Here is a 26,584-nt window from a genome sequence, read left to right as displayed (position 1 = left end):
GATATCTACCCGATCGGAGTAGTCAGATGCTGCCGTAGGGAACCTGCCGGTCGAGCCACTGCAGCCGGAACTCGTGTTCCTGTTGCAGACGCTGGCTCAGCGACTCGGCCACCTCGGGCCCGCCCTTGCGACCCAGCCGGCCGTGCGTCTCCAGCTGGACGGCGATGGAGAACCGCGTGCCCACCGTGCCCGCCGGCTCGAGGGCCAGCTGGCCCACGATCGTCACCTGGGGCGCTGAGGCCAGCTGGACGGAGTACTCGCCCGAGCGTGCCCCGCTCCATTCCGGCTGCTGCCAGATCAGGGACTCGGTCAGCATCGACTTGCCGCCGAAGAAGCGCCGGGCGGGCACGATGTCCGCCGCCTGGCGTTCGGAGACCTGACGGAACTCTCCCGCGCGTTCCCTGAGTTCGAGAACGTGGAAGTCTTCGTAGTTGAGCTGTCTCGCCTTCTCGGCGAGGTGCTCGAGCCGGGTCATCATCCGGAACGTCACCACTGGTGAGACGCCGTAGACCCAGCCCAGTTCGAACTGCGCTGACATGGCTGAGTGTCCTCCTTGACGCGGACTCTAGGACATGATCGCCAGGTGTGGGACAACAGGGCATGGCCAAGGCCTGCACAGTTACGGTCATGGAACCGCCAGTCACCGGTTGATGCGAGCGGCGGACGGCTGTCACTGGGATAGCCTGTCGGCCGTGGCTGAGTACATCTACACCATGCGTAAGGCGCGTAAGGCGCACGGCGACAAGGTCATCCTCGATGATGTGACGCTGTCGTTCCTGCCCGGCGCCAAGATCGGCGTGGTCGGGCCGAACGGCGCGGGTAAGTCGAGCGTGCTCAAGATCATGGCCGGAATCGACCAACCGTCCAACGGGGACACCCGTCTGGACCCTGACGCCACCGTCGGCATCCTGATGCAGGAGCCGGAACTCAACGAGAGCAAGACCGTCCTCGGCAACGTCGAGGAAGGGGTCGGCGAGATCAAGGCCAAGCTCGACCGGTTCAACGCCATCTCCGAGGAGATGGCCTCGCCCGACGCCGACTACGACGCGTTGCTGGCCGAGATGGGCGATCTCCAGGAGGCGCTCGACCACGCCGACGCCTGGGACCTCGACGCCCAGCTCGAGCAGGCGATGGACGCACTGCGCTGCCCCCCGCCGGACGCCGACGTGACCGTCCTGTCCGGTGGTGAGCGCCGTCGGGTGGCCCTGTGCAAGTTGCTGCTGAGCAAGCCTGACCTGCTGCTGCTCGACGAGCCCACCAACCACCTGGACGCCGAGAGCGTGCAGTGGCTGGAGCAGTTCCTCGCGGCCTACCCGGGCGCCGTCCTGGCCGTGACCCACGACCGGTACTTCCTCGACAACGTCGCCGAGTGGATCCTCGAGCTCGACCGCGGCCGGGCCTACCCCTACGAGGGCAACTACTCCACCTACCTGGAGAAGAAGGCCCAGCGTCTGGCGGTGCAGGGCAAGAAAGACGTGAAGCTCGCCAAGCGCCTGGCCGACGAGCTGGACTGGGTCCGGCAGAACGCCAAGGGCCGGCAGACGAAGAGCAAGGCGCGTCTGGCCCGGTACGAGGAGATGGCGGCCGAGGCCGAGCGCACCCGCAAGCTCGACTTCGAGGAGATCCAGATCCCGCCGGGCCCGCGTCTGGGCTCGCTGGTGATCGAGACGCAGAAGCTGGGCAAGAGCTTCGGCGATCGCGACCTGATCAAGGACCTCTCGTTCAACCTGCCCCGCAACGGCATCGTCGGTGTGATCGGCCCGAACGGTGTGGGTAAGACCACGCTGTTCAAGACCATCGTCGGGCTGGAAGAGCCGACCACCGGCTCGGTGCGGGTCGGTGACACGGTGCTGACGTCGTACGTCGACCAGAACCGCGGCGGGCTCGACCCGAAGAAGAGCCTGTGGGAGACAGTCTCCGACGGTCTCGACTACATCAAGGTCGGGCAGGTCGAGGTGCCGTCCCGGGCCTACGTGGCGGCCTTCGGCTTCAAGGGCCACGACCAGCAGAAGGCTACGGGCGTGCTCTCCGGTGGTGAGCGCAACCGCCTCAACCTGGCGCTGACCCTGAAGCAGGGCGGAAACCTGCTGCTGCTCGACGAGCCCACCAACGACCTCGACGTGGAAACGCTGGGTTCGCTGGAGAACGCTCTGCTGGAGTTCCCCGGCTGCGCCGTGGTCATCTCCCACGACCGGTGGTTCCTCGACCGGGTCACCACGCACATCCTCGCCTACGAGGGCACCGAGGAAGACCCGGCCAACTGGTACTGGTTCGAGGGCAACTTCGATTCGTACGAGAAGAACAAGATCGAGCGTCTCGGTGAAGACGCGGCGCGCCCGCACCGGGTCACGCACCGCAAGCTCACACGCGACTGACCCGAACACAGATGGAGGACGAGGTTGCGCACCCATGGGTGCGCAACCTCTGGGGGCACCTCCCGGCCCGCTAGGGCTGGGGGACCTCCATCTTGTTGGTTTTACACCGCTGCCTGACGCCTCAGCGCCACCAGGGCCAGCCACCCGATCGGCACTCTCAGCCAGAAGGTGAACACGCGGAACAGCACGGCGGCCGACACGGCGACTTCGTAATCCTCCACACCGGCGACTTTCAACCCACCGGCAAGAGCGGCCTCGGCCGCACCGATCCCACCTGGCACTGGCACTGAACCCGCGATCGCCGAACCCGCGATCACCACGATGGCCAGCAGCACCAGGGGAACACCTTCGTTGAAAGCATGGAGCGCGGCACCCAGCACCCCGACGAACCCCAGCGTCACGGTCAGATGCCCGAGCGTGGCCAGGGCCAGGCGCTTGCGGTTCGTGACGATGTCACGCAGCTGGGGCCCGGCGTCGCGGAACGGCTTCACCACGTACCGCACGGCCAGGGCCCGGCCCCACGGCCAGAAACGCAGCAGCCCCACCGCGATCAGAAAGATGCCGGCCGCGATCAGCACGGTCAGCCAGGGAACGTGCGGGGCATCGCTGAACGACCGCCCCGAAGCCCCCAGCAGCACCACGACCAGCACCGCGGTGACCACGATCGACATGGTCTGCACCAGCCCCACCACCGTCACGGCGACGGCCAGCGGGATGTCCCGCCGGGTCAGGTAACGCACGTTCAGGGCCAGGCCCCCGGCGCTCGCCGGGGTGATCAGGTTCACGAAGGATGTAGCCAGCTGGACCAGCGTCATCTGCCCGAACGGGACGCGCCCGGGCGCGAAGGCGAGAAAACTGAGGGCGCTACCGACGACCGGCAGCACCGCGGCCAGGGCGGCCAGCAGCAGCCAGAGCGGGTCGGCGCTGCGCAGGCGCTGCCAGAGATCGGCGAAATCGACCTGCTGCGAGAGCACGTACACGGCCAGGACCGAGGCCACGACGAGCAGGGCCCGCCCCGCCAGAGTGCGCCAGCGAGGCGCCGGCGACTGCCCCGGCGCAGGTAGAGGCTGCGCGGCGGGTGTTTCGGGAACGGACGACACGCTCACACCTTCGCACAGCGTGCTCACGGCCAGGAAAATAGGGGCAGAAGTTCAGGGTGGAACCAGGGTGGGTGAACGCGAGCCCGGCCGTTGGGGGCAGATCGTGCCGCTGAACCGGGCTCAGCGGAGAATGTGTGCAGGTGTTGCGGCCCAGGCGCACTTTCTGCACACGATCAGGATTCCGCGACCAGCGCGGCCAGTTCTTCCATTCGGTCGTAGAAGGATTCACCGGCCTCGGGGAGCGCTGTTCTGGCCAGGCTGGGGAGTCGCTGAGCAGAGATCGCGAAATCCTGCTGCTGCGCCTTGGAGAGCTGTTTCACGTCGAGAAGGCCGACATTGTTCTCAGACAGCTCACGGAGCCAGGACGCCAGGTCCTGGTCCTGGACCTGCTCGGCGAGGGTGTCGAGAGCCCAGAAGAAGATCCCGGACCGCACATCCCAGTCACGGCCGTCGGGCAGAAAAATTGTTCCAGCCACTACCTACCCACCATGAAGACTCGGGGGCCCAGCGGTGCGATGAACCTCTGAACCCGTTCTATTTGGTCTGCCCGAAACTGCGACACATCGACCGGCACCAGCTCGGCCTTACCCAGGTGACGCCGGATCTGCCCGCAGAAATGGTCCCACTGCCCGTCCAGGTACTGCCCGGGGAAACCGCCGACGGCGTCGTACGTGCGACCGTCGACGTCGACCCAGTCCCAGCTGTCGTCGCGGCCCGCCCGGACGAGTCGCACGTCCCGTTCCTCCATGACCCGGATTGCCGTGCGGTACTCACCGTTGCGGAACTTCTTGATCTGTGGATCGAGGCCGAGGCTGTGCTCCCACGTTCCCGGCACCGGCGCCTTGGGCCACGGGTATCCCGGGCCGGGCGCTCCCCCTCCCTGGGGAGCACCCGCGCTCAGTTTCCCGGTGCGCGTCCTTCGTTCTGGTCGTCGTCCTGGTCCCTGCCGTCTCTGCCGTCCCGGTCGCGGTCCTGGTCCGGCTTCTGGTCGCGCTGGGTCTCGTCGCCCTCGCCCTGACCCATGTTCTGGGCTTCCTCGTGCTCGGCCTCGATGTCGGAGCGGGACTGGGCCAGGCGCTCGAAGAGGCCTTCCACGTTCTCGCGCAGGAGCTGGAGGCGGTTGGCAAGAGCCTCGTGCTCGGCCTGCTCGGCACCCTGCATCGCCTCGTCGACGAGGCTGACCGTGTTCTCCAGTGTCTCCTGCGTGCCCTCGAGCGCGGTCAGGCTGAGGGAGAGGTGCTGGGCGACCTCGGAACGGCTCATCTGCTCGGTGATCTCGTCGAGTGTGGAGGCCGCGCTCTCGAAGGCGTCGTCGAGTCCGGACAGTTCCGCGGCGATCTTCTCCAGCGCCTCACCGGCGATGTTGATGGACTGACCGACGCCGTCCCAGCCGTGTTCGACGGAGATCTCGATCTGCTCGCGGGCGTATTCCAGGATCTCGTCGGCGCGGGTGCCGGCCTCGGTGGCCGCCTCGTTCACCGCCTTGACCTCTGAGCTGATTTCTTCGGTGCGCGACATTGGTCTCCCTTGGGGCGAGTTGGGAGGAAGTTTAGGACGCCGGCAGGGGTAGTTGGGCGGCCACGCCGGGGCGGTGCTCCACCACGACACCGCCACTGATCGCCCCGGGGTGGAACAGGGTCACTGCGGGACGCGGAACATGCCTTCCTGACCGACCGTCGCGACCAGGGTGCCGTCGGTGGAGTAGATCCGGGCCAGGCCCAGGCCCCGCGCACCGGAGGCCGAAGGGCTCTCCTCGACGAACAGGAACCAGTCGTCGAAGGTGACCGGCCGGTGGAACCACATGGCGTGATCCAGGCTGGCGGTCTTCATGCCCGGGGTGGTCCAGGCCAGACCGTGGGCGCGCAGGGTGGGCTCGAGCACGGTGTAGTCACTGACGTAGGCCAGCACCACGGCGTGCAGCAGCGGGCCGGGCGGCAGCGGCGCGGTGGGCCGGATCCACACGGCCTGCTCGGCGATCTTCTCCGGGCCCGGGGCGAAGAACAGCGGACTCTGCACGTGCCGCAGCTCGAACGGCTGCGATCTCAGCAGGGGCCCGAGGTCTTCGGGGCGGTGCCCGGCCTCGGCCAGGCGCTCGGTGAACGTGGGCAGGTCTTGCGGACGCGGCACCTCGGGCATGGGGGCCTGGTGATCCAGCCCCTGCGCGGGGGTCTGGAACGACGCGATCATCGACAGGATCGGCTTGCCGTGCTGCACGGCCTGCACCCGGCGGGCGCTGAACGACCGGCCGTCCCGCAGACGTTCCACAGCCAGCTCGATCGGCACCGAGGGGTCGCCCGGGCGCAGGAAATAGCCGTGGAAGGAATGCGGTGGACGGTCACCCTCGACCGTCTTGGTGGCCGCGGCGAGAGCCTGTGCCAGGACCTGCCCGCCGAAGATCCGGCCGTGCGGTGCGTGGTAGTTGTGCCCGACGTACTGGTCCTCGCCGGCGTCCTGGAGTGCGAGGATCCGCACCAGTTCGTCGATCGGGACGTCCGATCCGTGGTTCACGTACGTTCTCCTTCGGGCGGGGCCGGCGGCCGGGCACTCACCATCCGGGTGGCCAGGTCCGCGTACAGGTCCCCGATCTGCGCGGCGGTGCGGCTGCCCCGGGGGTCGTACCAGCGGGCCACGTCGACGCTCAGGGAGAGCAGGGCCCGCGCCACCGCCCGGGTGTCGGGTACGTCCATCTCACCACTCGCGTTACCGGCGCTGAGCTGGGCCTCCACCACGCCCTCGATCCGGCGGCGTACGTCGAGCACCCGGCTCTGGTCGGTGTCGGCCAGCGCGGCGATCTCGTGGTGCACGACCCGGGCCACCCGGTAGCGCTCGGCGTGCCAGGCGGTGAAGTCGCGGATCACCGCCCGCAGCCGGTTCACGCTTCCGGTCCCCGAGGCCGCGGACCGCTCGACCAGGTCCAGCGCGGCCTCGTGCCCGACCACACTGATCTCGGCCAGCAGCGCCTGCTTCGAGGGGAAGTGCACGTAGAGCGCGGCCGGGCTGAGTCCGACCCGGGTCGCGATGTCACGGGTGGTGGTGGCGTGGAAGCCGCGGTCGGCGAAGGCCTCGATCGCGGCCTCGATCAGTCGCCGCGACGAATCACCCGACCTACTGGGCGCCACTTCGCCGCCCGGGTCGTCGTTCGGCTCGTCGCCGTCGTCCGTCCAGCTCATCGCCGACCGGGTCGCCATGGCGGGAGCATGTCACGAACGGGCGTTCCGTCAAGAACAGGGGCAAGCTCCTTGCAGGCCGAACGGCCCGTGATGTGACGGTGATCATGTGCCAGGCTGGTGAAGGAATCGTGCAACTCGGGCGCGGTGCGACGGAGCACCGGCGGGACGAGGAGGGGCCAGATGCGTCTCGACGAGGAGACGGGCATTCGGGTCGAGCAGGGCCCACCGGCCGATCGACGGTTCGACGGGCGGGTCGCCGTGGTCACCGGCGCCAGCCGGGGGATCGGGCTGGCGATCGCGCGCCGGCTGATCTCCGAGGGTGCGCGGGTGTGCGTCACCGCCCGCAAGTCCGGTCCGCTGGAAGACGCGGTGGAGCAGCTGGGTGGCGCGGCCGTCGCGGTCGGGGTGGCCGGCCGGGCCGACGACGCCGAGCACCGCGCCCATGCCGTGCAGGCCACCATCGACGCCTTCGGGCGGATCGACGTGCTGGTCAACAACACCGGCATCAATCCCGTCTACGGGCCGATGGCGGGGACGGATGCCGGGGCCGCGGCCAAGGTGTTCGACGTCAACGTGATCGCGGCGCTCTCCTGGACCGACGAGGTGCGCAAGCTCGGGCTGGGGCATCACGTCGGGGCCTCGATCGTGAACGTGGCGTCCATCGCCGGGCTGCGGCCGTCGCCAGGAATCGGTGTGTACGGCGCCAGCAAGGCCGCGCTGATCCACGTCACCTCCCAGCTGGCGCTCGAGCTGGCCCCGCGGATCCGGGTCAACGCCGTGGCCCCGGCCGTGGTGAAGACCCGCTTCGCCACCGCTCTCTACGAGGGCCGGGAGCGGGAACTGACAGCCGGTTACCCGCTCGGCCGGCTCGGGGTCCCGGACGACGTGGCCGCGGCGGTGGCCTTCCTCGCCAGTGACGACGCCTCGTGGATCACCGGGCAGACCCTCACCCTGGACGGTGGGGTCGGGCTGGGCGGGGCCATCGGCTAGCCCTGTTCGTGATCGGGCGAAACCTCCCCGGGAGGCTTCGCCCGATCACGAACGAGGTGGTGGGGGCTTGGTCCCAGTTGACCCGGCATGTGACTGGACGGTTCAGTGTGTTCCGGCACGATGCCGTGAGCCACCACCAGGCGGAGGATTGAGTGAGCACCGAGGCCATCGAGTCCATCGAGCCCGGGGACCGCTCGACGACCCTGGACACCGGCAGCACGATGCGGGCCTGGCGGATCGTCGGAGCCGGGGACCCGTTGCAGGTGATGCGCCTCGACGAGGTCCCGTTGCCCTCGCCGGGCCCGGGGCAGGTGCTGGTGCAGGTCGCTGCGGCCGGTCTCGGTCTGACCGATGCCACGCTGGCACAAGGACTTTCGGTGAACGCCCCGCCGCCCCCGTTCACGCCCGGCCTGGAACTGTGTGGCGAGATCGTCGGGGTCGGGCCGGGGGTCTCGCAGTACCGGCTGGGCGAGCGGGTGGTCGGCCAGACCACCCTGCCCAGCGGTGCGCTCGCCCGCTACGCGATCGCTCGGGCCCAGGACGTCTTCCCGGCCCCGACGGCGCTGGACGACGAACCCGCCTCGGTGTTCCACCTGGCCTACCTGACGGCCTGGCTCGGCCTCTACCGGCGGGCCGCCGTGCACGTCGGTGAATGGGTGCTGGTGTTCGGCGCGGCGGGCGGCCTGGGCAGCGCCGCCGTGCAGCTCGCCCTGGCGGCCGGGGCCAAGGTGATCGCGGTGGTGGGATCGGACGAGAAGTACAAGACGGCCCGGTCGCTGGGTGCGCACGTCGTGCTGCACCGCCACCAGCAGGACATCGAGGGGGCCGTGCGCGAGCTGACCCGGGGCCGGGGCGTGCAGGTCGTCTTCGATCCGGTGGGTGGGCCGATGTTCGAGCTGTCCTGCCGCCTGATCGGGTTCGAGGGCCGCATCGTGGTGGCCGGGTTCGCCTCCCAGCAGGCCGTGCCGGTGGCGCCCGAGCAGGTCCGGGCCGCGAACTTCACCGTGCTGGGAGTGAACTCGGCGCTCTACCGGGAGCGCGAGCCGGAGCTGGTGCAGCGGGCCCACGCCGACCTGATCCGGCTGCTCGACGCCGGCGCGCTGCGTCCCCTGCTGGCCGAGACCCTGCCGTTCGATCAGGCCCCGCAGGGAATCGCCCGGCTCGTGGCGGGGGAGACCACCGGGCGTCTGACCGTCTCGGTGAATGCCCTGGGCTGAGGGCCCGGCAGCACTGCGCACCCGCGCCGGCAGGCCCCTCCTCCGTCCCGGCGCCCGGTCCGGGGTGCAGTGTTGTTATCGGTCACCCGGCCAACACCTTGACACCTGGATGGCCAGGGTCTTGTGACCTGTGTCATGTGGCCAAAGGTCCCGGTTATTCGGGACCTCACGGATGGGGGACCATGTGCGGGTGCCCCGCCACCGAGTACTGGTTCCGTTGCGCTGGTCGGACGTCGACGCTTACGGCCACGTCAACAACGTCATGTTCGTGCGCATCCTCGAGGAGGCCCGGATCGCCGCGCTCGGCACGGATCTGCTCAGCACCTCGCGCGAGACCGGGGGTGCCCTGCTGGTGGCCCGCCAGGAGATCGAGTACATGGTCCCGCTGACCTTCCGCATCCCGCCGGTGCCGGTCGACATCTGGGTGACCCGGATCGGCGCGGCCGACTTCGAGATGGGGTACGAGGTGCTCGACGAGCAGGACGGCGAGCGCGTGGTCTACGCCCACGCCGAGACCACGCTCTTCGCCTTCGACCAGTGGAAGAACCGGCCCCGCCGGCTCAGCACGGCCGAACGGGAACGCCTGCAGCAGTGGGCCGGTGGCCCGATCCAATGGCGGCGCCGGCGCGACAAGGCGGTGACGGCACCGTGAACCTCCTGCTCCCCGATTTCGGAACGCTCTCCGACGTGCGCACTTTCGTCGGCCGGTCCCGGCAGGTCGACGACGGCGGGGCGATCCGTCTCGTGGCCCAGGGCCAGGTGCTGGCCATGTACGCGGGCGCCCTGCACGGGGCCGGCGGCCCGACCGTGCTGGCTCTGCGGGTGCTCACGCTGGCCGAGCCGGCGCAGATCGATGCCACGGTGCCGCTGGCGGCGATGGCCGACCGGTTCGCCCGCATCGACCGGCTGCTGGCCGGGGCCCGGCCCACCCCCCGCAGCGTGGGCCGGCCGATCGAGCTGCCGGTGCCTCCCACCACCGCGACGAACGCGTCGTGGGCGGGGATGGCGCCTCCGCGCAGCGGCTGGAACGTCGAGGGCGTGGTGCCTTTCGATCTGCTGCGCGGGGCCGCGCGAACGGGGATCGACGAGGTCGCGGCCGGGGTGCCGGCCGGGTCGGGTGCCGCGGCGGTCGCGAAGTTGCGGGGCATCATCTGGGGACGCCCGCTGCTGGCGGACGCGTCGGGCGGGTCGGTCGGGCTGCCCACCGGGGCCGCTTTCGCGGCCGAGACCTTCGGTTTTCTGGGACGGGGGTCGTCAGACCCGGAGCAGCCCGATCAGGACGTCGCCACCTTGCACTCAGCCGGCCGCTGGTGGCGTCTGAGCACCACCCGCGGTCACGTTCTCGCCCGCCCGGCCTCGGGTATCTAGGCGGATCTCGTCAGATCTCGTCAGATCTAATCGGGGGTGTTCTGCAGGCTGAACGCCGCCCGCTCCAGGTAGCCCCAGAGCATCGCGTCCAGCTCCGGTGGCAGATCGAGACTGTCGACGCCCGCCCGCATGTGCGTGAGCCAGCGGTCGCGGGCGTCGGCGTTCACCCGGAACGGCACGTGACGCATGCGCAGCCGGGGGTGCCCACGCTGCTGGCTGTAGGTGGTGGGCCCGCCCCAGTACTGCTCCAGGAACATCAGCAGCCGCTCTTGCGCGGGACCCAGGTCTTCCTCCGGGTACATCGGCCGCAGCACCTCGTCCTGCGCGATGCCCTGGTAGAAGACGTGCACCAGCTGCGCGAAGGCCGGCCGCCCACCCACCGCCTCGTAGAAGGTGATCTTCTCCTCGGCCTCCGGTGCGGCGCCTGTCGGCACGATCCCCAGCGTGGTCGGCTGTCGTTCCTGTTCCGCCATGCCCCCAGTTTCGCCTACCGCCGCCCGATCACCACAGCCAGACCTGTCCGAAGGATCCAAGACCCGGCATCGCAGCCGGTCATAGCGTGGTCGCCATGAAACTTCGCCTGGCCGTCATCGAACTCGTCGTCTCGGACATGTCCGCCACCCTGACCTTCTACCGGATGCTGGGACTGGACCTGCCCGATCCATCCGGGGCCGGCTCGCAGCTCCATGTGCAGGCCGACCTCGGCGGCATCCAGATTGCCTTCGACACCGAGGACACGATCAGGTCGTTCCACCCGGAATGGAAGCGCCCGGCGAGGGGGACCACCCAGTCCGCCATCGCCCTCCTGGCCTCGTCGGCGGCCGAGGTCGACAAGGCCTACGCCGCCGTCACGGCCGCGGGGTACGAGGGTGAGCTCAAGCCCTGGGACGCCGTCTGGGGTCAGCGGTATGCCGTGGTCCGGGACCCGGACGGCAACCAGGTGGATCTCTTCGCCCCGCTGTCCTGAGAGTTCTAGATCACCGGAGCAGGTCGGTGGGGGTGCGGCCGGTGAGGGCCCGGATCTCCCGGGAGAAGTGGGGCTGGTCGTAGTAGCCCGCATCGGCCGCCACCATGCTCAGGGGTTGCCCGGAGCGGGCGCTCGCCAGGGCCTTCTGCAGCCTCAGCACGCGGACCAGATGACCGGCGCCGTAGCCGAAGAGCTCCTGGCTGCGGCGCTGTAGCTGCCTCGCGCTGAAGCCCACGTGGTCGGCGATCTCGCCGACCGGCAGGCCGGTGCGGGCCAGGCCGAACACCCGGGCGCCGAGGGGGTCGGAGGGTTCCGGGGCCGAACGCAGCCATTGCTCCAGGGCGGGGGCGCCGCCCGCCGCGACCTGTTCCTCCAGCCGCGCGGTCCGGACGTCGCCCCAGATGTCGCGCAGAGGGACGAGCTGGTCGACGACGTCGGCGGCGCTCACTCCGAGGGCGCAGGGGCCCGTCGCCGCGGCGAACCGCAGTGCGGTGAAACCGGCCGGCCGTCCGGGCGCGTGCAGCCGGGCGACGGTGTCCGGGCCGGCGACCTGCAGGGTCGCCCCGTCCCACAGCAGGTCCAGGCAGCCGTCGGGAAGGATCAGGGAGGATTGCGCGTCGACCGGACGGCTCTGCCAGAGAACGACGCCGGGCCGGGCGGCGGGCCGCTCGGAGTACGTCATGCCGGCAGATTTTACTTCCCGAGCTCGCGTTCCTCCGGGTGACGCTTCGAGCTGGAGTCGGCGGTCGGGTTACCGCTCGGGGTTCCTTCGGGGGCCGCTGCCGATCCGTAGGCGGGGGTCATCGGGGGAGTGGGGTCGCCCGAGTTCACGATCACGGTGCGCGGTGTGGAGTGCATGACGATGCGGTCGCGGCGGAAGGTCAGGCGGATGCGGCGGCGGATCTCGCGGGCGATCGGGGCGGACTGGTCGGGCAGGGTCTTGACCACCATCCGCACCACCACGCTGTCGGCGGCCATCGTCTCGACGCCCCAGATCTCCGGGTCTTCCATGATCAGCGCCCGGAACCGGGGATCGTCGTGCACCTCGCGGCCGATCTCCTCGAGCAGGTCCTCGACGCGCTCGATGTCTTCCTCGAAGCCCACGTTGACGTCGACCACGGCCCGCGACCAGCCCTGCGAGGAGTTGCCGACCGACAGGATCTCGCCGTTGCGCACGTACCAGACCGTGCCGTTGATGTCGCGCAGCTGGGTCACACGCAGCCCGACCGCCTCGACCGTGCCGCTGGCCTCGCCCACGTTGACCGAGTCGCCCACGCCGTACTGGTCTTCCAGGATCATGAACATGCCGGCGAGTACGTCGCGCACCACGCTCTGAGCACCCAGGCCCAGCGCCACCCCGATCACGCTGAAGCTGGCCAGCAGCGGGGTGATCGGCAGGCCGATCTCGTCCATCACCATCAGGCCGACGACCACGAAGATGATCACCGAGGTGACGCTGCGCAGGACCTGGGCCAGGGTTTTCGAGCGGGCCTTGCGCCGGGTGATCATCGGGCGGGTGACCGGGGCCGGGGTGGCGTCCGCGTCTTCCGGCTTCTCGCCGCCGCTGTTCTTGCCGGGGGCGGTGGTGCCGGCCGCGATCCGGGCGGCGAGCCGGCCGATCAGCCGGTGCACGATCTTCCGGACCAGCCAGCCGATGAAGATGATGAACGCGACGCGCAGCGGGGTGCCGAGGATGAAGTCGAGCCACTGGCCGACCCGCAGACTGCCGGTGGTCCGCAGGGTGATCCCGCAGATCGAGAAGTCGTCCTTGGTGCAGGTCACGCTCTGCGCGCCACCCTGAAGGCTGTCGAAGGCCTTCTCGCTGATCGAGGTGACAGTCGGCGCGGGGGTCGGGCTGACGCTGGCCGTCGGGGTCGGGGTGGCACTCCCGCTCGGGTCTGGCGTCGAGGTCGAGAGGAGCGCGTACAGCTGGGTGTGGGCGGCGACGAGTGGAGCGGCGAACATGCGGCCGAGGCTAGCGGCGTCAGGTGACGACCGTGAAACCAGCATCGGGCGAATTGAGGACGAAGTGGCCCGGGTTCACAGGTCAGGGCGAGGTTCGGCCACGGGGAGCAAGATCGCGACGTCCCTACAGCTCCAGGCCGGTCTGGGCGGCCAGGAACGTCATCGTGTCGGTGCTCAGGGCGATCGTGCGGGACAGGGAGCGGGCGCCGTGGCCCACGTCCTTCTCTCTCCGGAGCAGGATCGGGTGCTCGCCCCCCTGAGCGTGCTGCAGGGCCGCGCAGAGCTTGCGGGCGTGCAGCGGGTCGACCCGGGTGTCGCCGTCGAAGACCGTGAACAGCGTCGCCGGGTAGTCCACCCCCTCCTTCACCCGGTGATAGGGCGAGTAGGCGAGCAGCCAGCCGAACTGTTCCGCGTCGTCCGCCGACCCGTACTCCACGTTCCAGGTCGCCCCGAGGCCGAACTTCTCGTAGCGGATCATGTCGAGCAGCGGTGCCGAGCAGACCACGGCGCGGTACAGCTCCGGGCGCTGCGTGAGCGCGGCCCCGACCAGCAGGCCACCGTTCGAGCCGCCACTGATCGCCAACTGGCTCGTGGACGTCCACTGCTGGGAGATCAGGTGTTCCGCGGCCGCGTGGAAGTCGTCGAAGACGTTCTGCTTGTGCCCGAGCATCCCGGCCCGGTGCCAGTCCTCGCCCTCCTCGCTGCCGCCGCGCAGGTTGGCGACCGCGTACACGCCCCCGGCCTCGGCCCAGGCGAGGATCGTGGACGAGTAGCCCGGCGTCATCGGCACCCCGAAACCGCCGTAGCCGTAGAGAATGGTCGGACGCGGGGAGAGCGGCTCGCCGGTCCCGGAGAGCAGATCGGCGCGGGAGGTCACGAACATCCGCACGATCGTGCCGTCGGCCGAGGGGTATTCGATCTGCCGGGTGACCACCTTCGGCACCTCGACCGTTCCGGGCGGGGCCGCGAACAGCTCGACCCTCCCGGTGAGCCCGTCCAGCCGGTACACGTGCGGCGGGGTGACGTGGTCGGTGTAGGTGAACCAGCACTCGTGCCCACCCTCGGGCCGCGCCACCAGACCTCCGACCGTGCCGACGCCGGGCAGTTCCACCGAGCCGGAGGGGCCCGGGTACCGCGAGCCGGAGTCCAGGTCGTGCACGCTGATCTCCGAAACCGCGTGACGCGTCCAGGTGGCCAGCAGCAGCGGGTTGTCGATGAGCTGCTCACCGTCCAGCACGGTGTAGTTCTGCAGCACCGCCTCGTCGTGCTGGGGAATCAGGTCGCGCCAGTTCGCGGGCGAGGGCGTGCTCGGGTCGGTGACCGCCAGCCGGCCGCGCGGGGCGTCCAGGTCGGTGAAGACGTAGAGCCGGCCGTCCCGTCCGACGTGCGCGCCGAACTGGGCGTCGAGCCCGGTGGCGATCGGCGTGAACTGCGGTGCCTCGTGGCCGCCGGGGGCGGTGAGGTCGGCGATCCAGACATCGTTGCGCGGGGCTGTGCCGACGGCGGCGGAGACGATCAGCCAGCGGCCGTCGCGCGACAGGCCGACCCCGAAGTAGGTCCGCGGGTCGTGGCCGTCGCCGAACACCCGCACGTCGGTGGAGGGGTCGGAACCCAGGCGGTGCAGCCAGATCCGCCGGTGGTACTGCTCCTCACCGGCCGGGACCTCCTGCGCGGGCAGGCGGCGCACGTAGAAGAACGCGGGCACCCGCTCCTGCGCGGTCCCCGGGGCGGGCAGACCGCCCGGGATCCAGGAGACGGGGGAGTAGCGGGCCCGGTCGATGGGGCCGTCGAGCAGCTCACCGGTGGTCACGTCGATGATCCGCAGCACGCTCTCCTCGGTGCCGCCCTCGGAGAGTTGGTAGGCCAGCCGCGCGCCCTCCCGGTCGGGCTGCCAGGCGTCGAGCGTGGTGGTGCCGCCCGGGTCGATCGCCATCGGGTCGACGAGGACCCGGCGGTCTGAATCAGGCGAGTCCTGCACGTACAGCACACTGTGCTCCTGACCGGGTTCGCGGCGCATCGAGAACACCCGCCGGCCCCGCCAGATCGGTACCCCGGCCACCCCCGCGCCCATCAGTTCACCCAGACGGGCGCCGATCCGCTCGCGCCCCGGCCAGTCCGCCGACCCGGCGGCGAACAGCTCGTCCTGCTGCTGCGACCACTTCTGTGTGCGCTCGTCGGAGGCGTCCTCGAGCCAGCGGTAGGGGTCTGGCACCGGCTGTCCGTGCAGCTCGTCGACCAGGTCAAGGCGCTCGGCGGACACGCCGGAGGGGTTTGGCATGCACACACAGTAGGGGGAGTGCCCGAGGTGCTCGCGAGGCAGGTGAAGACCCAGAGGCAGTCCACCCGTCGCGACGGCCGGAAGCATGGCAGGATCTTGCGAAGACATCTGACGATGACCTGAACGAACGCGACGGAAGCACAACGGTGACCGAGCAGCGACCCCTTCCCGACCGCAGCGAGCTCAGTGTGGGCCCCGACGACGAGGGGTCGGTGTACGACATCAGTGCGCCGACGCCCCCGTCCGGCATTCCGCTGAGCGCGCTCTGGGAAGACCCCAAGTCGAGCGGACCGGACGACCATCCCGACCGCGACCCCGACGACGCGAGTGCGGCGTTCACCCGTCCCCGATTGGTGGACGGGAACCTCGACCTCGACGCCCCCGCCCCGGAGGAACTGGTCGAGCTGGCCGCCGGGCTGGGCGTCGCGACCGAGTTCAAGGACTGGCAGGGCAACCTGGTTCCGGTGGCCACGCACACGCTCTGCGGGGTGCTGGCGGCGCTGGACATGCCGGTGCGCACCGGGGTGCACGTGCGCGCGGCCCTGGCCGAGCTGCGGCGCCGGCCCTGGGAGAAGTTGCTGCCCGACATCACCGTGGTGCGCGAGGGTGACTCGGCGATCATCCCGGTGCACGTGGAGGCCGACCTGCCGCTGCACCGGCTGGACGTCCGGCTCGAGACGGAGGACGGCACGCTGCTGAAGCTGCCGCTCGCCGCCGACCAGCCGGCCCCGGACGAGGGCCGTGCCACCTTCGACGGCCGCACCCTGCGCCGGGTGAACTACATGGTGCTGGGCGACATCCCGATCGGCGACCACACCCTGATCGCCCGGCACCTCCCGCAGGCCCGGCACCCCGGCAGCGAGAACCCGGTGCAGTCCGACGAGCTGTACCGCCCGTACGTGGTCACGCCGCGGCGCATCGAGCTGCCGCCCTCGGTGGCGGAAAGCCGGGCCTGGGGCTTCATGACCCAGCTGTACTCGGTGCGTTCCTCCCGGTCGTGGGGCCTGGGCGACCTGGGCGACCTGGCCGAGCTCACCGGCTGGAGCGCCCGGGCCGGTGGCGCCGACTACGTGCTGGTGAACCCGCTGCACGCGGCCGAGCCGGTGGCCCCGATGACGCCGTCGCCGTACCTGCCCACCACCCGCCGCTTCTTCAATCCGGTCTACCTGCGGGTCGAGGACATCCCGGAGGTCGCCTACCTGGCCTCCACCGAGCGCGCGATCATCGAGTGGCAGGCCGAGGCCATGCGGGCCCTGAACACCGACCCCCGTGACCTCGACCGCGACGCCGTCTGGGAGGCCAAGTCGGCCTCGCTGCAGACGGTTTTCGAGCACCCCCGCAGCCGCGAACGGCAGGCCGCGTTCGAGGCGTTCTGCCTGCGCGAGGGCGAGGGCCTGGAAGACTTCGCCACCTGGAGCGCCCTGGTCGAGCGGTACGGTCTGCCCACCTCGAACTGGCCCGATCACCTGCGGGAACCGCACAGCCACGCGGTGATGCAGGTCCGCGAGGAACTCGTCGATCGCGTCGAGTTCCACATGTGGCTCCAGTGGTGCCTGGACCAGCAGCTCGCCCGGGTCGCCGCGGTCGCGCAGGACGCCGGCATGTCGGTCGGCGTGGTGCACGACCTGGCCGTCGGCGTACACCCCGACGGTGCGGACGCCTGGGCGCTGGCCGACGTGCTGGCCCTCGGTGTCACCGCCGGCGCCCCGCCGGACGCGTTCAACCAGCAGGGCCAGGACTGGTCGCAGCCGCCGTGGCGGCCCGACCGGCTGGCCGAGCTCGGCTACGAGCCCTACCGGGCCATGCTGCGCACCCTGCTGCGTCACGCCGGTGCCCTGCGGATCGACCACATCCTCGGGCTCTTCCGGTTCTGGTGGGTGCCCGAGGGCAACTCCCCGGCCGACGGCACCTACGTGAAGTACGACCACGAGGCGATGATCGGCCTGCTGGCCCTGGAGGCCCAGCGGGCGGGCTGTTTCGTGATCGGCGAAGACCTGGGCAACGTCGAGCCCTCGACCCGGGAGTACCTGAAGGAGCGCGGCGTGCTCGGCACGTCGATCCTCTGGTTCGAGCGCGACTACGACGGCGACGGCAAACCGCTGGAGCCCTCGCAGTGGCGCGACCTGTGCCTGGCCACGGTCACCACCCACGACCTGCCGCCCACCGCGGGCTATCTCGCCGGTGAGCACATCGAACTGCGCGAGCGGCTGGGGCTTCTCACCCGCAGCTACGAGCAGGAGGCCGCGGTCGACGCCGAGCAGCGGCAGGACGTGCTCGACCAGCTCACCGAGCTCGGCCTGCTCAAGGTCGGCCCGACCGAGCGCGACAAGGTGGAGGCGCTGCACGCGTTCCTCGCCCTGACCCCCGCCCGGCTGATCGGCGTGCAGCTGGCCGACGCCGTGGGTGACCGGCGCACGATGAACCAGCCGGGCACCGACGACGAGTACCCGAACTGGCGGCTGCCCCTGGCCGACGGGGTGGGCCAGCCGATCCTGCTCGACGACCTGATGGACTCCGTGCGCGTGCTCAGCCTGATCCGCACGGTCGACTCCCGCCTGCACCCGAACGACTGGGTCGAGCCGGAGTGAGGGCCGGTGGCTAAACGCAAGCCGGCGGTCCGGATCGACGAGATCCGGCTTCCCGCGCTGGAGGCCGGTGACCCCGCCGACCTGCTGCCCGGCGCCCGCCTGGACGGGCTGGCGTTCGAGGGCGTCGAGGTGGAGCGGATCGACCTGTCCGACGCCTCGGTGATGGAGTGCAGCCTCACCGGTCTCGGCGCGGACGAGGCCGACCTGCGGGGCGCCCGGGTGCGCGACTGCGTGATCAGTGCCGCCCGGCTGCCCTCGCTGCGCGCGGGCCGGGGCGACTGGCGCGACGTGCGCATCGAGGGGGCCCGCATCGGGTCGGCCGAGATGTACGAGATGAACTGGGGCAGCGTTCACTTCGTCGACTGCAAGATCACCTATCTGAACCTGCGCGGTGCCACCCTGCGCGACGTCGCCTTCACCCGGTGTGCAATCGAGGAACTCGACCTGGCCGAGGCCACCGCGCAGAACGTGGTGTTCATCGGCAGTTCCGTGCCGACCCTCGACGTGCAGCGCGCGCAGCTGAAGGCGTTCGACCTACGGGGTGCCGACCTGCACCGCATCACCGGCCTGTCCCGGCTGAACGGCACCACGGTGAGCTCGGTCCAGCTCGACCTGCTCGCCCCGTTGCTCGCCGCCGAGTTCGGGATGGTCATCGACGACACGGCTCCACCGGAGATCCCCTGAAGCCCAAACTCCTCACGGCTGCGCTGATTCTGCTGCTGGCCGCCGGGGGTGTCACGTACGCGCTCGCGGATGACCGTCCCGGCGTGCCCACCCCGGCAACCACCCCGGTCATCACTCAGGCAGCCACCCAGGTGCCCACGTCGTCCTCTGCTACCACCGACCGGGCCGAAAAGCCGACCGCGCTGGGGGTCTTCCGCAGTACTTCCCCGCACGACGTGCAGAAGTTCAGTGACTGGCTGGGCCGGGACGTCGACTACGTGGTGGATTTCTCGATGCGCCGCACCTGGGACGACATCGCCGACCCGGCCTACCAGCTGGGCGCGTGGCAGGACTCCGGCTACCGGATGGTCTACGGCCTGGCGATGCTGCCCGAGAACGAGAACCTGGACGTCAGTCTCGCGGCCGGGGCGGACGGCGAGTACGACCGGTACTTCCGGACGCTGGCGGAGAACCTGGTGGCGTACGACCAGGGTGACGCGATCCTGCGGCTGGGATGGGAGTTCAACCTCGGGAGCTGGCGCTGGCACCCGGACGACGCGGACGATTTCATCGGCTACTGGCGCTCGGTGGTGACGGTGATGCGCTCGGTGCCGGGGGCCGAGAACCTGCGGTTCGACTGGAACGTGCACAACGGCGGCGACACCTACGACTCGACCACGTTCTACCCCGGCGATGCCTACGTGGACTACGTGGGTGTCGACGTGTACGACATCTCCTGGGCGGACAACACCTACCCCTATCCCGAGAAGTGCGCAGCGGACTGTCGCCACCGGCGGCAGAAAGCGGCCTGGGACAACACCCTCAACTCTCGGTTCGGCCTCGCTTCCTGGTCGAAATTCGCGGCGGCGCACGGTAAACCGATGTCATTGCCCGAATGGGGGCTGTGGGCGGAGCGTCCCGACGGGCACGGGGGCGGCGACGACCCCTACTTCATCGAGCAGATGCACGACTTCATTGCCGATCCGGCCAACAACGTCGCCTACCAGGCCTATTTCGAGTACGACGTGGGGGAGAAGGGCACGCACCGGCTCTCCACGCTCACGACGGCGGGCGCGAAGTTCCGGAGTCTGTTCGGCTGAGCAGAAAATGGTGGACGCGGACGGCCGGCGGCCGTCCGCGTCCACCATCGGATCAGTCGGATCAGCCCTGCCGGTCGCGCTCCTGTGCGCGCCCGGCCCGCTCGACCGCGTCGCGACCCTCGATCACCTGACGGCGCAGAGCCGGCTCGGCGTCGGTGGTGTCGAGCCACTGCTGCGTCGCCGCCAGCACCAGCGCCACCGGCTGGGCCGACGGGTAGAGGCCGACCGCGATCTGGCCGGCCATCTCACTGGTGCGCTCGGCGTACAGCCGGGTGAGGTTGGCGAAGTACGGCTCGACGTAGGGTGCCAGCAGCGACCGGTCGTGCACCCGGTTGAAACCGCCGATGACGGCTGCCTGCACGGTGTTTGGCAGGTCGCCGTCGGTCACCACGCTCGTGAACGCGGCGGCCTTGGCCTCGGGGGTCGGCGTCGCGGCGTGGGCGGCCGCGGCGTGCACCCGGCCGGTGGCCGTGTCGTCGCGGGCCAGTTCGGCCGCGATCTCGCTCTCGCCTGCGGCCCCGCCGGCGACCAGGGCGGTCAGCAGGCCCCAGCGCATCTCGGTGTCCACGGCCAGGCCCTCGATGACGAGTGCGCCGGAGAGCAGGGCCTCGACCGAGGCCAGCTGCTCCTTGGTGCTCGCGTGCGAGGTGAACGAGCGGGCCAGCAGCAGCTGGCTGTCGCTGCCCGGTGCGGCCGTCTTCAGCAGGCCGAACAGCTGGTCGGCGGCCTTGGCCGAGGTCTCCTCGCGGAACTCGGGGGCCACGTACGACTCCAGCGTCGCGGAGAGCTGACGCAGCAGGGTCTGGGCCACGCTCGGGTCGTCGACCGAGGCGATGTTGGCCAGCACCAGGTCGACGAAGCTGCGCGCGGGCAGTTCCGCGTCGCGGGTCATGTCCCAGGCCGCACCCCAGATCAGGGTGCGCGACAGGGAGTCCTCGAAGTCGCCGAGGTGGCCCATCGCGGTGTCCAGCGACCCGGCGTCCAGACGGATCTTGGTGTACGCCAGGTCTTCGTCGTTGATCAGGATCAGGTCGGGACGGGCGCTGCCCACCAGCTGCGGTACTTCGGTGAGCTCGCCGGCCACGTCCAGCTCGATCCGGGTGGTGCGGCGCAGTTTGCCGTCCACCAGGTCGTAGCCACCGACGACGAGCCGGTGCGGCCGCAGGTGCGGGTGGTCGGCCGTGGCCTCCTGGGCGATCGCGAAGCTGGTGATCACCCGATCCGCACCGGTCTCGATCACCGGGCGCAGCGTGTTCACGCCCGCGGTGCGCAGCCAGGCCGCCGACCAGGCCTCGAGGTCCCGGCCGCTGGTCTCCTCGAGGTGCCCGAGCAGATCCTTCAGCGTGGTGTTCTTCCAGGCGTGGGTCTTGAAGTACTGCCGCAGTCCGGCGTCGAAGGCCTCCTGGCCCACCCAGTACACCAGCTGCTTCAGCACGGAAGCGCCCTTGGCGTAAGTGATCCCGTCGAAGTTGACCTCGACGTCCTCCAGGTCGCGGATGTCCGCCACGATCGGGTGGGTCGAGCTGAGCTGGTCCTGCCGGTAGGCCCAGGACTTCTCCGCGCTGCTGAAAGTGGTCCAGGAGGTGGCCCACTGCGTGGCCTCGGCCTGGCACCGGGTGCTCGCGTACTCGGCGAACGACTCGTTCAGCCAGAGGTCGTCCCACCAGCGCATGGTGACCAGGTCGCCGAACCACATGTGCGCCAGCTCGTGCAGGATGGTCAGGGCGCGGCGCTCGATCAGGGCCTGCGGCACCCGCGAGCGGAACACGTAGACCTCGGTGATGGTGACCGTGCCCGCGTTCTCCATCGCCCCGGCGTTGAACTCCGGTACGAACAGCTGGTCGTACTTGGGGAACGGGTAGTCGCAGTCGAAGGTCTCCTCGAACCAGGTGAACCCGGCCTTGGTGATCGCGATGACGTTCTCGGCGTCGAGGTGCTCGGCGAGCGAGGCCCGGCAGAACACACCCAGCGGGATGGTGCGGCCGTCGCGCACGGTCAGCTCGTCGGTGACCCGGTGGTACGGCCCGGCGACCAGTGCGGTGACGTAGGGGCTCATCACCTCGGTGGTCGCGAAACGCCACACCGCGGTGTCGTTGCCCGCGGGCTCGGGCTCGACCGCGGAGGCGACCGTGACGACCTGCCAGTGCGCGGGTGCCTTCACCGTCCAGGTGTAGACGGACTTCAGGTCGGGCTGGTCGAAACAGGCGAAGACGCGCCGGGCGTCGGCCACCTCGAACTGCGAGTAGAGGTAGACCTCGCCGTCGACCGGGTCGACGAAGCGGTGCAGGCCCTCGCCGGTCTGCATGTAGGCGGCGTCGGCCACCACCCGCAGTTCGTTCTCACCGGTGAGGACTCCCGGCAGCGCGATGCGCGCGGTGCTGACGACCTCGGAGACGTTCAGAGGGGTTCCGTTGAGCACGACCTCGTGCACGGTCGGTGCGATGAGGTCGATGAACAGCTCGGGCGACGCGACAGCCGTGAACTTCACCGTGGTGACGGACCGGAAGATGGCTGGATCGGATGTACCGCTGGTCAGGTCCAGGTCGATGTCATACGACTGCACCGTGAACGCGGCGGCGCGGGCGGCCGCCTCGTCTCGGGTCAGGTTCGTACCGGGCACAGGGTCCTCCTCGGTGGGGCGCCCGGGTCCGGTCGGGCGGGACGGGCGCCGGGTCGCGGCGCCCCACCTGCCCACCGGCGGGCGCTGGGTGCGGATTGCTCAATCCGGATCCTCTCACCACCGATGGGCGGTTGCCGTCCCGGTGTGCGGGGATGACCACGGGACGATGTGGTGTTGTCAGTCCGGGAGTCACCACACCCTTACCGAGAGGCACTACCGATGAGTGAACGCAGCACCGCGGATTTCTGGTTCGACCCCCTGTGCCCCTTCGCCTGGGCCACCTCCCGCTGGATCCTGGAGGTGGAGAAGGTGCGCGAGGTGGACGTGAAGTGGCACGTGATGAGCCTGTCCGTGCTGAACGAGGGCCGCGACCTGCCGGACGACTACCGGAAGATGATGGACAACGGCTGGGGCCCGGTCCGCGTCATCATCGCCGCGCGCGAACTGCACGGTGAGCAGCACGTGAAGCCGCTGTACGACGCGATGGGCTCGCAGATCCACTACAAGAAGGAGAAGGACCTCCCGACCGTCATCGCCACCGCGCTGGCCGAGGTGGGCCTGCCGGCCGATCTGGCGAAGTACGCGGACTCGGACGAGTACGACCCGCAGCTGCGCGCCAGCCACGCCGAGGGCATCGGCAAGGTCGGCGAGGATGTGGGGACGCCGGTGGTCGCCTTCAACGACACCGCCTTCTTCGGGCCGGTCATCACCCGGGTTCCCACCGGTGAGGACGCCGGGAAGCTGTGGGACGGCACGCTGCTGGTCGCGAGCAACCCGTACTTCTTCGAGCTGAAGCGCACCCGGACCGAATCGCCGCAGTTCGACGTCTGATCTGCCGTCTGATCCGTCGTCTGATCAGGGTGGGGTACCCCCGGCCGACACCGGGGGTGCCAGACTGTGTCCCATGCGCGTCCATCTGGGTTCCGACCACGCCGGTCTGGAACTGAAGCAGCATCTGGCCCAGCACCTCGCCGAAGCCGGGCACGAGATCGTCGATCACGGCCCGCACCAGTACGACCCCGAAGACGACTACCCGCCGTTCTGCCTGCGGGCCGGCGAGGCGGTGGCCGCCGATCCGGGCAGCCTGTGCATCGTGGTCGGCGGGTCCGGCAACGGTGAGCAGATCGCGGCCAACAAGGTGAAGGGTGTCCGGGCCGCACTGGCCTGGAGCCTGGAGACCGCCAAGCTCGGCCGTCAGCACAACAACGCGAACGTGATGGCCGTCGGGGCCCGCATGCACTCGCTCGAGGAGGCCACGACCTTCGTCGAGGCCTTCCTGGCCGAGCCGTTCAGCGAGAACCCGCGACACATCCGCCGCATCGACCAGCTCACCGGTTACGAGACCACGGGCGACCTGCCGCCTCTTCCCTGAGGTTTTCCGCGGTTTCCTCAACCTCAAATCGCCCATCCGGCCCCGGACGCCTCACGGTTACTCATCGTGGTTATTTAGTTACAGTGTGGCTAAGATCGGGGCATGGTCACGTTGAACCACGGCCCGTCGCGGCTGCCTGAGCCCCGGTCCCCGCATCAGGGGGACGTGGATCGCCAGGCTCCGGGGCACACGGTGCGTGTGCCCCGGCCGCGGCCGGCCCGTGGTGCGCGCACCGGGCGTGGTCCGGCCGTACCCCCGCCGGCGTCCGCCGCCCGCGACCTGGGCGGCTTCGTCCTGCGCCGGGCCTGGCAGCTACTGGGCCGCCGGATCGGCCGGGGCCTGAGCGAGAAGAACCGGCGCCGGGCCGGCCGGGTTGTGCGCCGTGGTGTGCGTGCCGTGCGCCGCTGGGTCGACCAGGGCAGCCGTCCCGGTCCCCGCCGGGCCGGGCTGAACGTCACGGCGGCGGTCTCGTTCGCCCTCGTCGCGCGCTATGCCTCCGACTATCTGCCCGCCGCCTGCGTGGGTCTCTTCCTGGTGCTCGGCTCGGCCGTCGTGCGGCCCCGGCACCTGGTGCGCGACGCCGCGCTGATCGGCGTGATCGTGCTGGTCGTACTCGCCCTGACCGGTCAGCAGTTCTGGTCGCTCCTGCCCGTCATCCTGGTACTGCTCGGTGCCGTGCTGCTGGGCTGGCTGCAGCGCCGCGAGCGCGAGGCCGCCGATTCCGGCCTGCGTGACGCGACCACCGCCGACGCCGTGCTCATCGACCTGCGCAACGAGATGCTGCTGCGCTCGGCCGGGCCCGACCTGCCGGCCGGCTGGCGGTTCGACACCGATCTGCGCCCGGCGCACGGTGACACCTTCAGCGGCGACTTCCTCGTCACCCAGCAGTCCGGCCCCGACGCGCTGGAGGTGGTGCTGGTCGACGTGTCCGGCAACGGCTACCAGGCCGGGGCCCGGGCACTGCTGCTCGCCGGGGCGATGCGGGCCCTGCTCGACACAGTGCCCTCGTCGCTCTTCCTCTCCGCCGCCAACCATCACGTGGTGCAGCTGAGTACGGTCCTGGGCACCGAAGAGGGTTTCGCCACCGCGGTCCACATCAGTCTCGACCTGTCCGGGGGCGGGTTCGCGGTGCACGGTGCCGGGCATCCGCCGGTCGCGCACTACCACGCGGGTTCGGGCCGCTGGGAGGTGCTCGACGGTGAACAGGGGCCCGCGCTGGGTCTGCTCGCCGGTGCCACCTATCCGGCGATCACCGGGTGTCTCGGCCGGGGCGATGCCCTCATGCTCTACACCGACGGGCTGGTGGAGAGCCGCCGGCTGGACGTCGGGCGGGGCATCGACCGGCTCGTCGGGCGAGCCGACCCGCTGATCGCGCGCGGGGTCGAGGGGGCCGCCGCCCGCATCACCGGTGCCATCCGCACCGAGGAGGGTGACGACCGCGCCCTGGTGATCATCCGCCGCGCCGTGACCGACAGGTAACGTGATCAAGGGCCGCGCAGGTCAGGGCCGGGCATTGCTCCGAACGGGTCCCACCTCGCCGGGCGTCACTCAAGCGGGGGGCAGGCCGGGTCGAGACACCGTGTGTGCTGACCCGACGAACCCACCGCATTGCGATCGGCCTCTGCGTCGCCGCCGCATCCGCGGCTCTGGCCGCCCCGTCACACGCTGACGTGGTGCCGGCGGCCGTCCCGGCCGGTGCCGTCGATGCTGTCGATACTGCCGATGTGGCGCTGGGCCGTACGTTGTACGTCTCCCCCCAGGGGAGTGACGGCACCACCAGAATGGCCGCCGCCAAGAACCCGCTGGCCTCGATCACCAAGGCGATCAAGCTGGCGCAGCCCGGCGACACCATCGTGGTCAAGGGCGGAACCTACGTCGGGGCAGCCGGTTACGGAGCCACCCCGGGTCGTTCCGACGCACCGATCCGCCTCCAGAACGCACCGGGCGAGCGGGTCGTCATCCAGGGCACGCTGCAGTTGGAGAACGCGGACTACTGGCGTGTCAGCGGTATCAACGTCACCCGCGGCGCCGATGACGGCCGCAAGGAGTTCCTGGTCAAGTTCGACGGCGGAACCGGCTGGTCGTTCGTCAATTCCGAGGTCTGGGGCACGATCGGCGTGTCCAACGTGATGGTCAGCTCGTCGCCGAAGAACGGCACCCCGAAGAACTACCGGATCGCCGGCAACTGCATCCACGACAACAACGCCGCCGGTGGGGCGTTCATGAACTTCCACAACATCTACCTGATGCCCGGTTACAGCTCCGGCCCGGGCGTGATCGAGCGGAACATCCTGTTCGACACCGAGAACGGCGCCGCGATCAAGGCGGCCGGCCCGAATGCCGCCACCGGTGCCGCCAACGTCCGGATCCGCCGCAACACCATCACCCGCTCCGCCGCCGGCGTGATCATCGGATACGCCAGCCGTAGGGTCGAGGTCCGGAACAATCTCATCGCCCAGCAGCTGATGAAGCCCCCGCCCGGTGCGCAGTACGTGAAGAACTACAACGCGGCCGTGATCGGCAACCACGTCACCGGCAGCGGCAACAAGGTGGTCAGTACGGCGCTGTCCGGCTTCCCGAAGCTGATCAGCAACACCGGCGACAGCAGCCGCCCGGTCAGGGGAGCCCTCACCCGCCGCACCACCCCGAAATTCAGCGGCCGGGTCTCCTGCTCGGGCTTCGTGCCGGCGAGCAGCCCGGCCACCGAGTACGGCCGCTACAGCTAAAAAACTCGTCCGTGATCATGCAAAACCTCCCCAGCGTTCTAGAACTGTGAACAACTGAGTTCTAGAACTCCGGGGAGTGGGGCAC

General features: G+C 70.0%; 25 protein-coding genes. 13 read left to right on the top strand and 12 right to left on the bottom strand.

Annotated features, from left to right (window positions below; genetic code table 11):
• Positions 1–22: 22 nt before the first annotated feature.
• The gene (locus tag QSK05_RS31735) at positions 23–538 is read right to left on the bottom strand and encodes a DUF2505 family protein (RefSeq protein ID WP_285601083.1); all 516 of its coding nucleotides are present in this window, start codon (positions 536–538) and stop codon (positions 23–25) included.
• 154 nt (positions 539–692) lie between these two features.
• Between QSK05_RS31735 and ettA the strand changes: the two genes are divergently transcribed.
• Complete coding sequence (gene ettA, locus QSK05_RS31730; RefSeq protein ID WP_285601082.1) at positions 693–2,375, top strand: energy-dependent translational throttle protein EttA; 1,683 nt, start codon at positions 693–695, stop codon at positions 2,373–2,375.
• 101 nt (positions 2,376–2,476) lie between these two features.
• Here ettA and QSK05_RS31725 read toward each other — a convergent pair whose 3' ends face one another.
• The 6 genes from QSK05_RS31725 to QSK05_RS31700 all read right to left on the bottom strand — a co-directional run bounded on the left by QSK05_RS31725 (position 2,477) and on the right by QSK05_RS31700 (position 6,663).
• The gene (locus tag QSK05_RS31725) at positions 2,477–3,475 is read right to left on the bottom strand and encodes a lysylphosphatidylglycerol synthase transmembrane domain-containing protein (RefSeq protein ID WP_285601081.1); all 999 of its coding nucleotides are present in this window, start codon (positions 3,473–3,475) and stop codon (positions 2,477–2,479) included.
• Positions 3,476–3,648: 173 nt separating this feature from the next.
• Complete coding sequence (locus QSK05_RS31720) at positions 3,649–3,951, bottom strand: hypothetical protein (RefSeq protein WP_285601080.1); 303 nt, start codon at positions 3,949–3,951, stop codon at positions 3,649–3,651.
• Positions 3,951–4,310 carry a hypothetical protein gene (locus QSK05_RS31715; protein WP_285601079.1) on the bottom strand — a complete coding sequence of 120 codons (360 nt, stop codon included), beginning with the start codon at positions 4,308–4,310 and terminating at the stop codon, positions 3,951–3,953. The genes QSK05_RS31720 and QSK05_RS31715 overlap by 1 nt, the downstream gene beginning before the upstream one ends.
• A 62-nt stretch (positions 4,311–4,372) precedes the next feature.
• The gene (locus tag QSK05_RS31710; RefSeq protein WP_285601078.1) at positions 4,373–4,993 is read right to left on the bottom strand and encodes a hypothetical protein; all 621 of its coding nucleotides are present in this window, start codon (positions 4,991–4,993) and stop codon (positions 4,373–4,375) included.
• Positions 4,994–5,113: 120 nt separating this feature from the next.
• Positions 5,114–5,983, bottom strand: a complete 870-nt coding sequence (locus tag QSK05_RS31705) for an acyl-CoA thioesterase (RefSeq protein ID WP_285601077.1) — start codon at positions 5,981–5,983, stop codon at positions 5,114–5,116.
• Positions 5,980–6,663 carry a TetR/AcrR family transcriptional regulator gene (locus tag QSK05_RS31700; protein ID WP_285601076.1) on the bottom strand — a complete coding sequence of 228 codons (684 nt, stop codon included), beginning with the start codon at positions 6,661–6,663 and terminating at the stop codon, positions 5,980–5,982. Before QSK05_RS31700 ends, QSK05_RS31705 begins: the two co-directional genes overlap by 4 nt.
• A gap of 162 nt (positions 6,664–6,825) precedes the next feature.
• Here QSK05_RS31700 and QSK05_RS31695 point away from each other — a divergent pair, with 162 nt between their 5' ends.
• From QSK05_RS31695 to QSK05_RS31680, 4 genes are all read left to right on the top strand, one after another.
• Positions 6,826–7,635 carry an SDR family oxidoreductase gene (locus tag QSK05_RS31695; protein WP_285601075.1) on the top strand — a complete coding sequence of 270 codons (810 nt, stop codon included), beginning with the start codon at positions 6,826–6,828 and terminating at the stop codon, positions 7,633–7,635.
• Positions 7,636–7,787: 152 nt separating this feature from the next.
• Complete coding sequence (locus tag QSK05_RS31690; protein ID WP_285601074.1) at positions 7,788–8,852, top strand: NADPH:quinone oxidoreductase family protein; 1,065 nt, start codon at positions 7,788–7,790, stop codon at positions 8,850–8,852.
• Positions 8,853–9,042: 190 nt separating this feature from the next.
• Positions 9,043–9,504, top strand: coding sequence for an acyl-CoA thioesterase (locus tag QSK05_RS31685; RefSeq protein WP_285601073.1), 462 nt, complete (start codon positions 9,043–9,045; stop codon positions 9,502–9,504).
• A complete protein-coding gene (locus tag QSK05_RS31680; RefSeq protein ID WP_285601072.1) occupies positions 9,501–10,220 on the top strand; it encodes a DUF8185 domain-containing protein in 720 nt (239 codons plus the stop codon). Before QSK05_RS31685 ends, QSK05_RS31680 begins: the two co-directional genes overlap by 4 nt.
• A gap of 26 nt (positions 10,221–10,246) precedes the next feature.
• Here QSK05_RS31680 and QSK05_RS31675 read toward each other — a convergent pair whose 3' ends face one another.
• Positions 10,247–10,693, bottom strand: coding sequence for a globin (locus QSK05_RS31675; protein ID WP_285601071.1), 447 nt, complete (start codon positions 10,691–10,693; stop codon positions 10,247–10,249).
• A gap of 95 nt (positions 10,694–10,788) precedes the next feature.
• Between QSK05_RS31675 and QSK05_RS31670 the strand changes: the two genes are divergently transcribed.
• Positions 10,789–11,187: a VOC family protein gene (locus QSK05_RS31670; protein WP_285601070.1), complete on the top strand. Its 399-nt coding sequence runs from the start codon at positions 10,789–10,791 to the stop codon at positions 11,185–11,187.
• Between the two features lie 10 nt (positions 11,188–11,197).
• On the opposite strand, the gene QSK05_RS31665 is transcribed toward QSK05_RS31670, so the two are convergent.
• From QSK05_RS31665 to QSK05_RS31655, 3 genes are all read right to left on the bottom strand, one after another.
• Positions 11,198–11,869 (bottom strand): helix-turn-helix transcriptional regulator, encoded by a 672-nt coding sequence (locus tag QSK05_RS31665; RefSeq protein WP_285601069.1) that lies wholly within the window; start codon positions 11,867–11,869, stop codon positions 11,198–11,200.
• Between the two features lie 11 nt (positions 11,870–11,880).
• The gene (locus QSK05_RS31660; RefSeq protein WP_285601068.1) at positions 11,881–13,152 is read right to left on the bottom strand and encodes a mechanosensitive ion channel family protein; all 1,272 of its coding nucleotides are present in this window, start codon (positions 13,150–13,152) and stop codon (positions 11,881–11,883) included.
• Between the two features lie 124 nt (positions 13,153–13,276).
• Positions 13,277–15,430 (bottom strand): prolyl oligopeptidase family serine peptidase, encoded by a 2,154-nt coding sequence (locus QSK05_RS31655; protein WP_285601067.1) that lies wholly within the window; start codon positions 15,428–15,430, stop codon positions 13,277–13,279.
• Between the two features lie 146 nt (positions 15,431–15,576).
• Here QSK05_RS31655 and malQ point away from each other — a divergent pair, with 146 nt between their 5' ends.
• From malQ to QSK05_RS31640, 3 genes are all read left to right on the top strand, one after another.
• Positions 15,577–18,018: a 4-alpha-glucanotransferase gene (gene malQ / locus QSK05_RS31650; RefSeq protein ID WP_285601066.1), complete on the top strand. Its 2,442-nt coding sequence runs from the start codon at positions 15,577–15,579 to the stop codon at positions 18,016–18,018.
• Between the two features lie 6 nt (positions 18,019–18,024).
• Positions 18,025–18,702, top strand: coding sequence for a pentapeptide repeat-containing protein (locus QSK05_RS31645; RefSeq protein ID WP_285601065.1), 678 nt, complete (start codon positions 18,025–18,027; stop codon positions 18,700–18,702).
• 83 nt (positions 18,703–18,785) lie between these two features.
• The gene (locus QSK05_RS31640; RefSeq protein ID WP_285601064.1) at positions 18,786–19,781 is read left to right on the top strand and encodes a glycoside hydrolase family 26 protein; all 996 of its coding nucleotides are present in this window, start codon (positions 18,786–18,788) and stop codon (positions 19,779–19,781) included.
• Positions 19,782–19,842: 61 nt separating this feature from the next.
• On the opposite strand, the gene pepN is transcribed toward QSK05_RS31640, so the two are convergent.
• Positions 19,843–22,401 (bottom strand): aminopeptidase N, encoded by a 2,559-nt coding sequence (pepN, locus tag QSK05_RS31635; protein WP_285601063.1) that lies wholly within the window; start codon positions 22,399–22,401, stop codon positions 19,843–19,845.
• Positions 22,402–22,620: 219 nt separating this feature from the next.
• On the opposite strand from pepN, the gene QSK05_RS31630 reads away from it, so the two are divergent.
• From QSK05_RS31630 to QSK05_RS31615, 4 genes are all read left to right on the top strand, one after another.
• Positions 22,621–23,232, top strand: coding sequence for a mycothiol-dependent nitroreductase Rv2466c family protein (locus QSK05_RS31630; RefSeq protein ID WP_285601062.1), 612 nt, complete (start codon positions 22,621–22,623; stop codon positions 23,230–23,232).
• A gap of 73 nt (positions 23,233–23,305) precedes the next feature.
• On the top strand, positions 23,306–23,773 hold the full coding sequence (locus QSK05_RS31625) for a ribose-5-phosphate isomerase (protein ID WP_285601061.1): 468 nt from the start codon (positions 23,306–23,308) through the stop codon (positions 23,771–23,773).
• A gap of 102 nt (positions 23,774–23,875) precedes the next feature.
• A complete protein-coding gene (locus tag QSK05_RS31620; protein WP_285601060.1) occupies positions 23,876–25,252 on the top strand; it encodes a PP2C family protein-serine/threonine phosphatase in 1,377 nt (458 codons plus the stop codon).
• A gap of 104 nt (positions 25,253–25,356) precedes the next feature.
• Positions 25,357–26,499: a right-handed parallel beta-helix repeat-containing protein gene (locus QSK05_RS31615; RefSeq protein WP_285601059.1), complete on the top strand. Its 1,143-nt coding sequence runs from the start codon at positions 25,357–25,359 to the stop codon at positions 26,497–26,499.
• The last annotated feature ends 85 nt before the right edge of the window (positions 26,500–26,584 follow it).

Source organism: Kineosporia sp. NBRC 101731 (genome assembly GCF_030269305.1).
In the GTDB taxonomy this organism is placed as follows: domain Bacteria; phylum Actinomycetota; class Actinomycetes; order Actinomycetales; family Kineosporiaceae; genus Kineosporia.
This window is presented reverse-complemented; position numbering and strand designations above follow the sequence as displayed.

Coding starts and splice junctions, on each gene's coding strand:
- QSK05_RS31735 (WP_285601083.1), bottom strand. CDS start 538: ATGTCAGCGCAGTTCGAACTGGGCTGGGTCTACGGCGTCTCACCAGTG.
- QSK05_RS31630 (WP_285601062.1), top strand. CDS start 22,621: ATGAGTGAACGCAGCACCGCGGATTTCTGGTTCGACCCCCTGTGCCCC.
- QSK05_RS31655 (WP_285601067.1), bottom strand. CDS start 15,430: ATGCCAAACCCCTCCGGCGTGTCCGCCGAGCGCCTTGACCTGGTCGAC.
- QSK05_RS31670 (WP_285601070.1), top strand. CDS start 10,789: ATGAAACTTCGCCTGGCCGTCATCGAACTCGTCGTCTCGGACATGTCC.
- QSK05_RS31710 (WP_285601078.1), bottom strand. CDS start 4,993: ATGTCGCGCACCGAAGAAATCAGCTCAGAGGTCAAGGCGGTGAACGAG.
- QSK05_RS31675 (WP_285601071.1), bottom strand. CDS start 10,693: ATGGCGGAACAGGAACGACAGCCGACCACGCTGGGGATCGTGCCGACA.
- QSK05_RS31625 (WP_285601061.1), top strand. CDS start 23,306: ATGCGCGTCCATCTGGGTTCCGACCACGCCGGTCTGGAACTGAAGCAG.
- QSK05_RS31695 (WP_285601075.1), top strand. CDS start 6,826: ATGCGTCTCGACGAGGAGACGGGCATTCGGGTCGAGCAGGGCCCACCG.
- QSK05_RS31700 (WP_285601076.1), bottom strand. CDS start 6,663: ATGGCGACCCGGTCGGCGATGAGCTGGACGGACGACGGCGACGAGCCG.
- QSK05_RS31665 (WP_285601069.1), bottom strand. CDS start 11,869: ATGACGTACTCCGAGCGGCCCGCCGCCCGGCCCGGCGTCGTTCTCTGG.
- QSK05_RS31620 (WP_285601060.1), top strand. CDS start 23,876: ATGGTCACGTTGAACCACGGCCCGTCGCGGCTGCCTGAGCCCCGGTCC.
- QSK05_RS31660 (WP_285601068.1), bottom strand. CDS start 13,152: ATGTTCGCCGCTCCACTCGTCGCCGCCCACACCCAGCTGTACGCGCTC.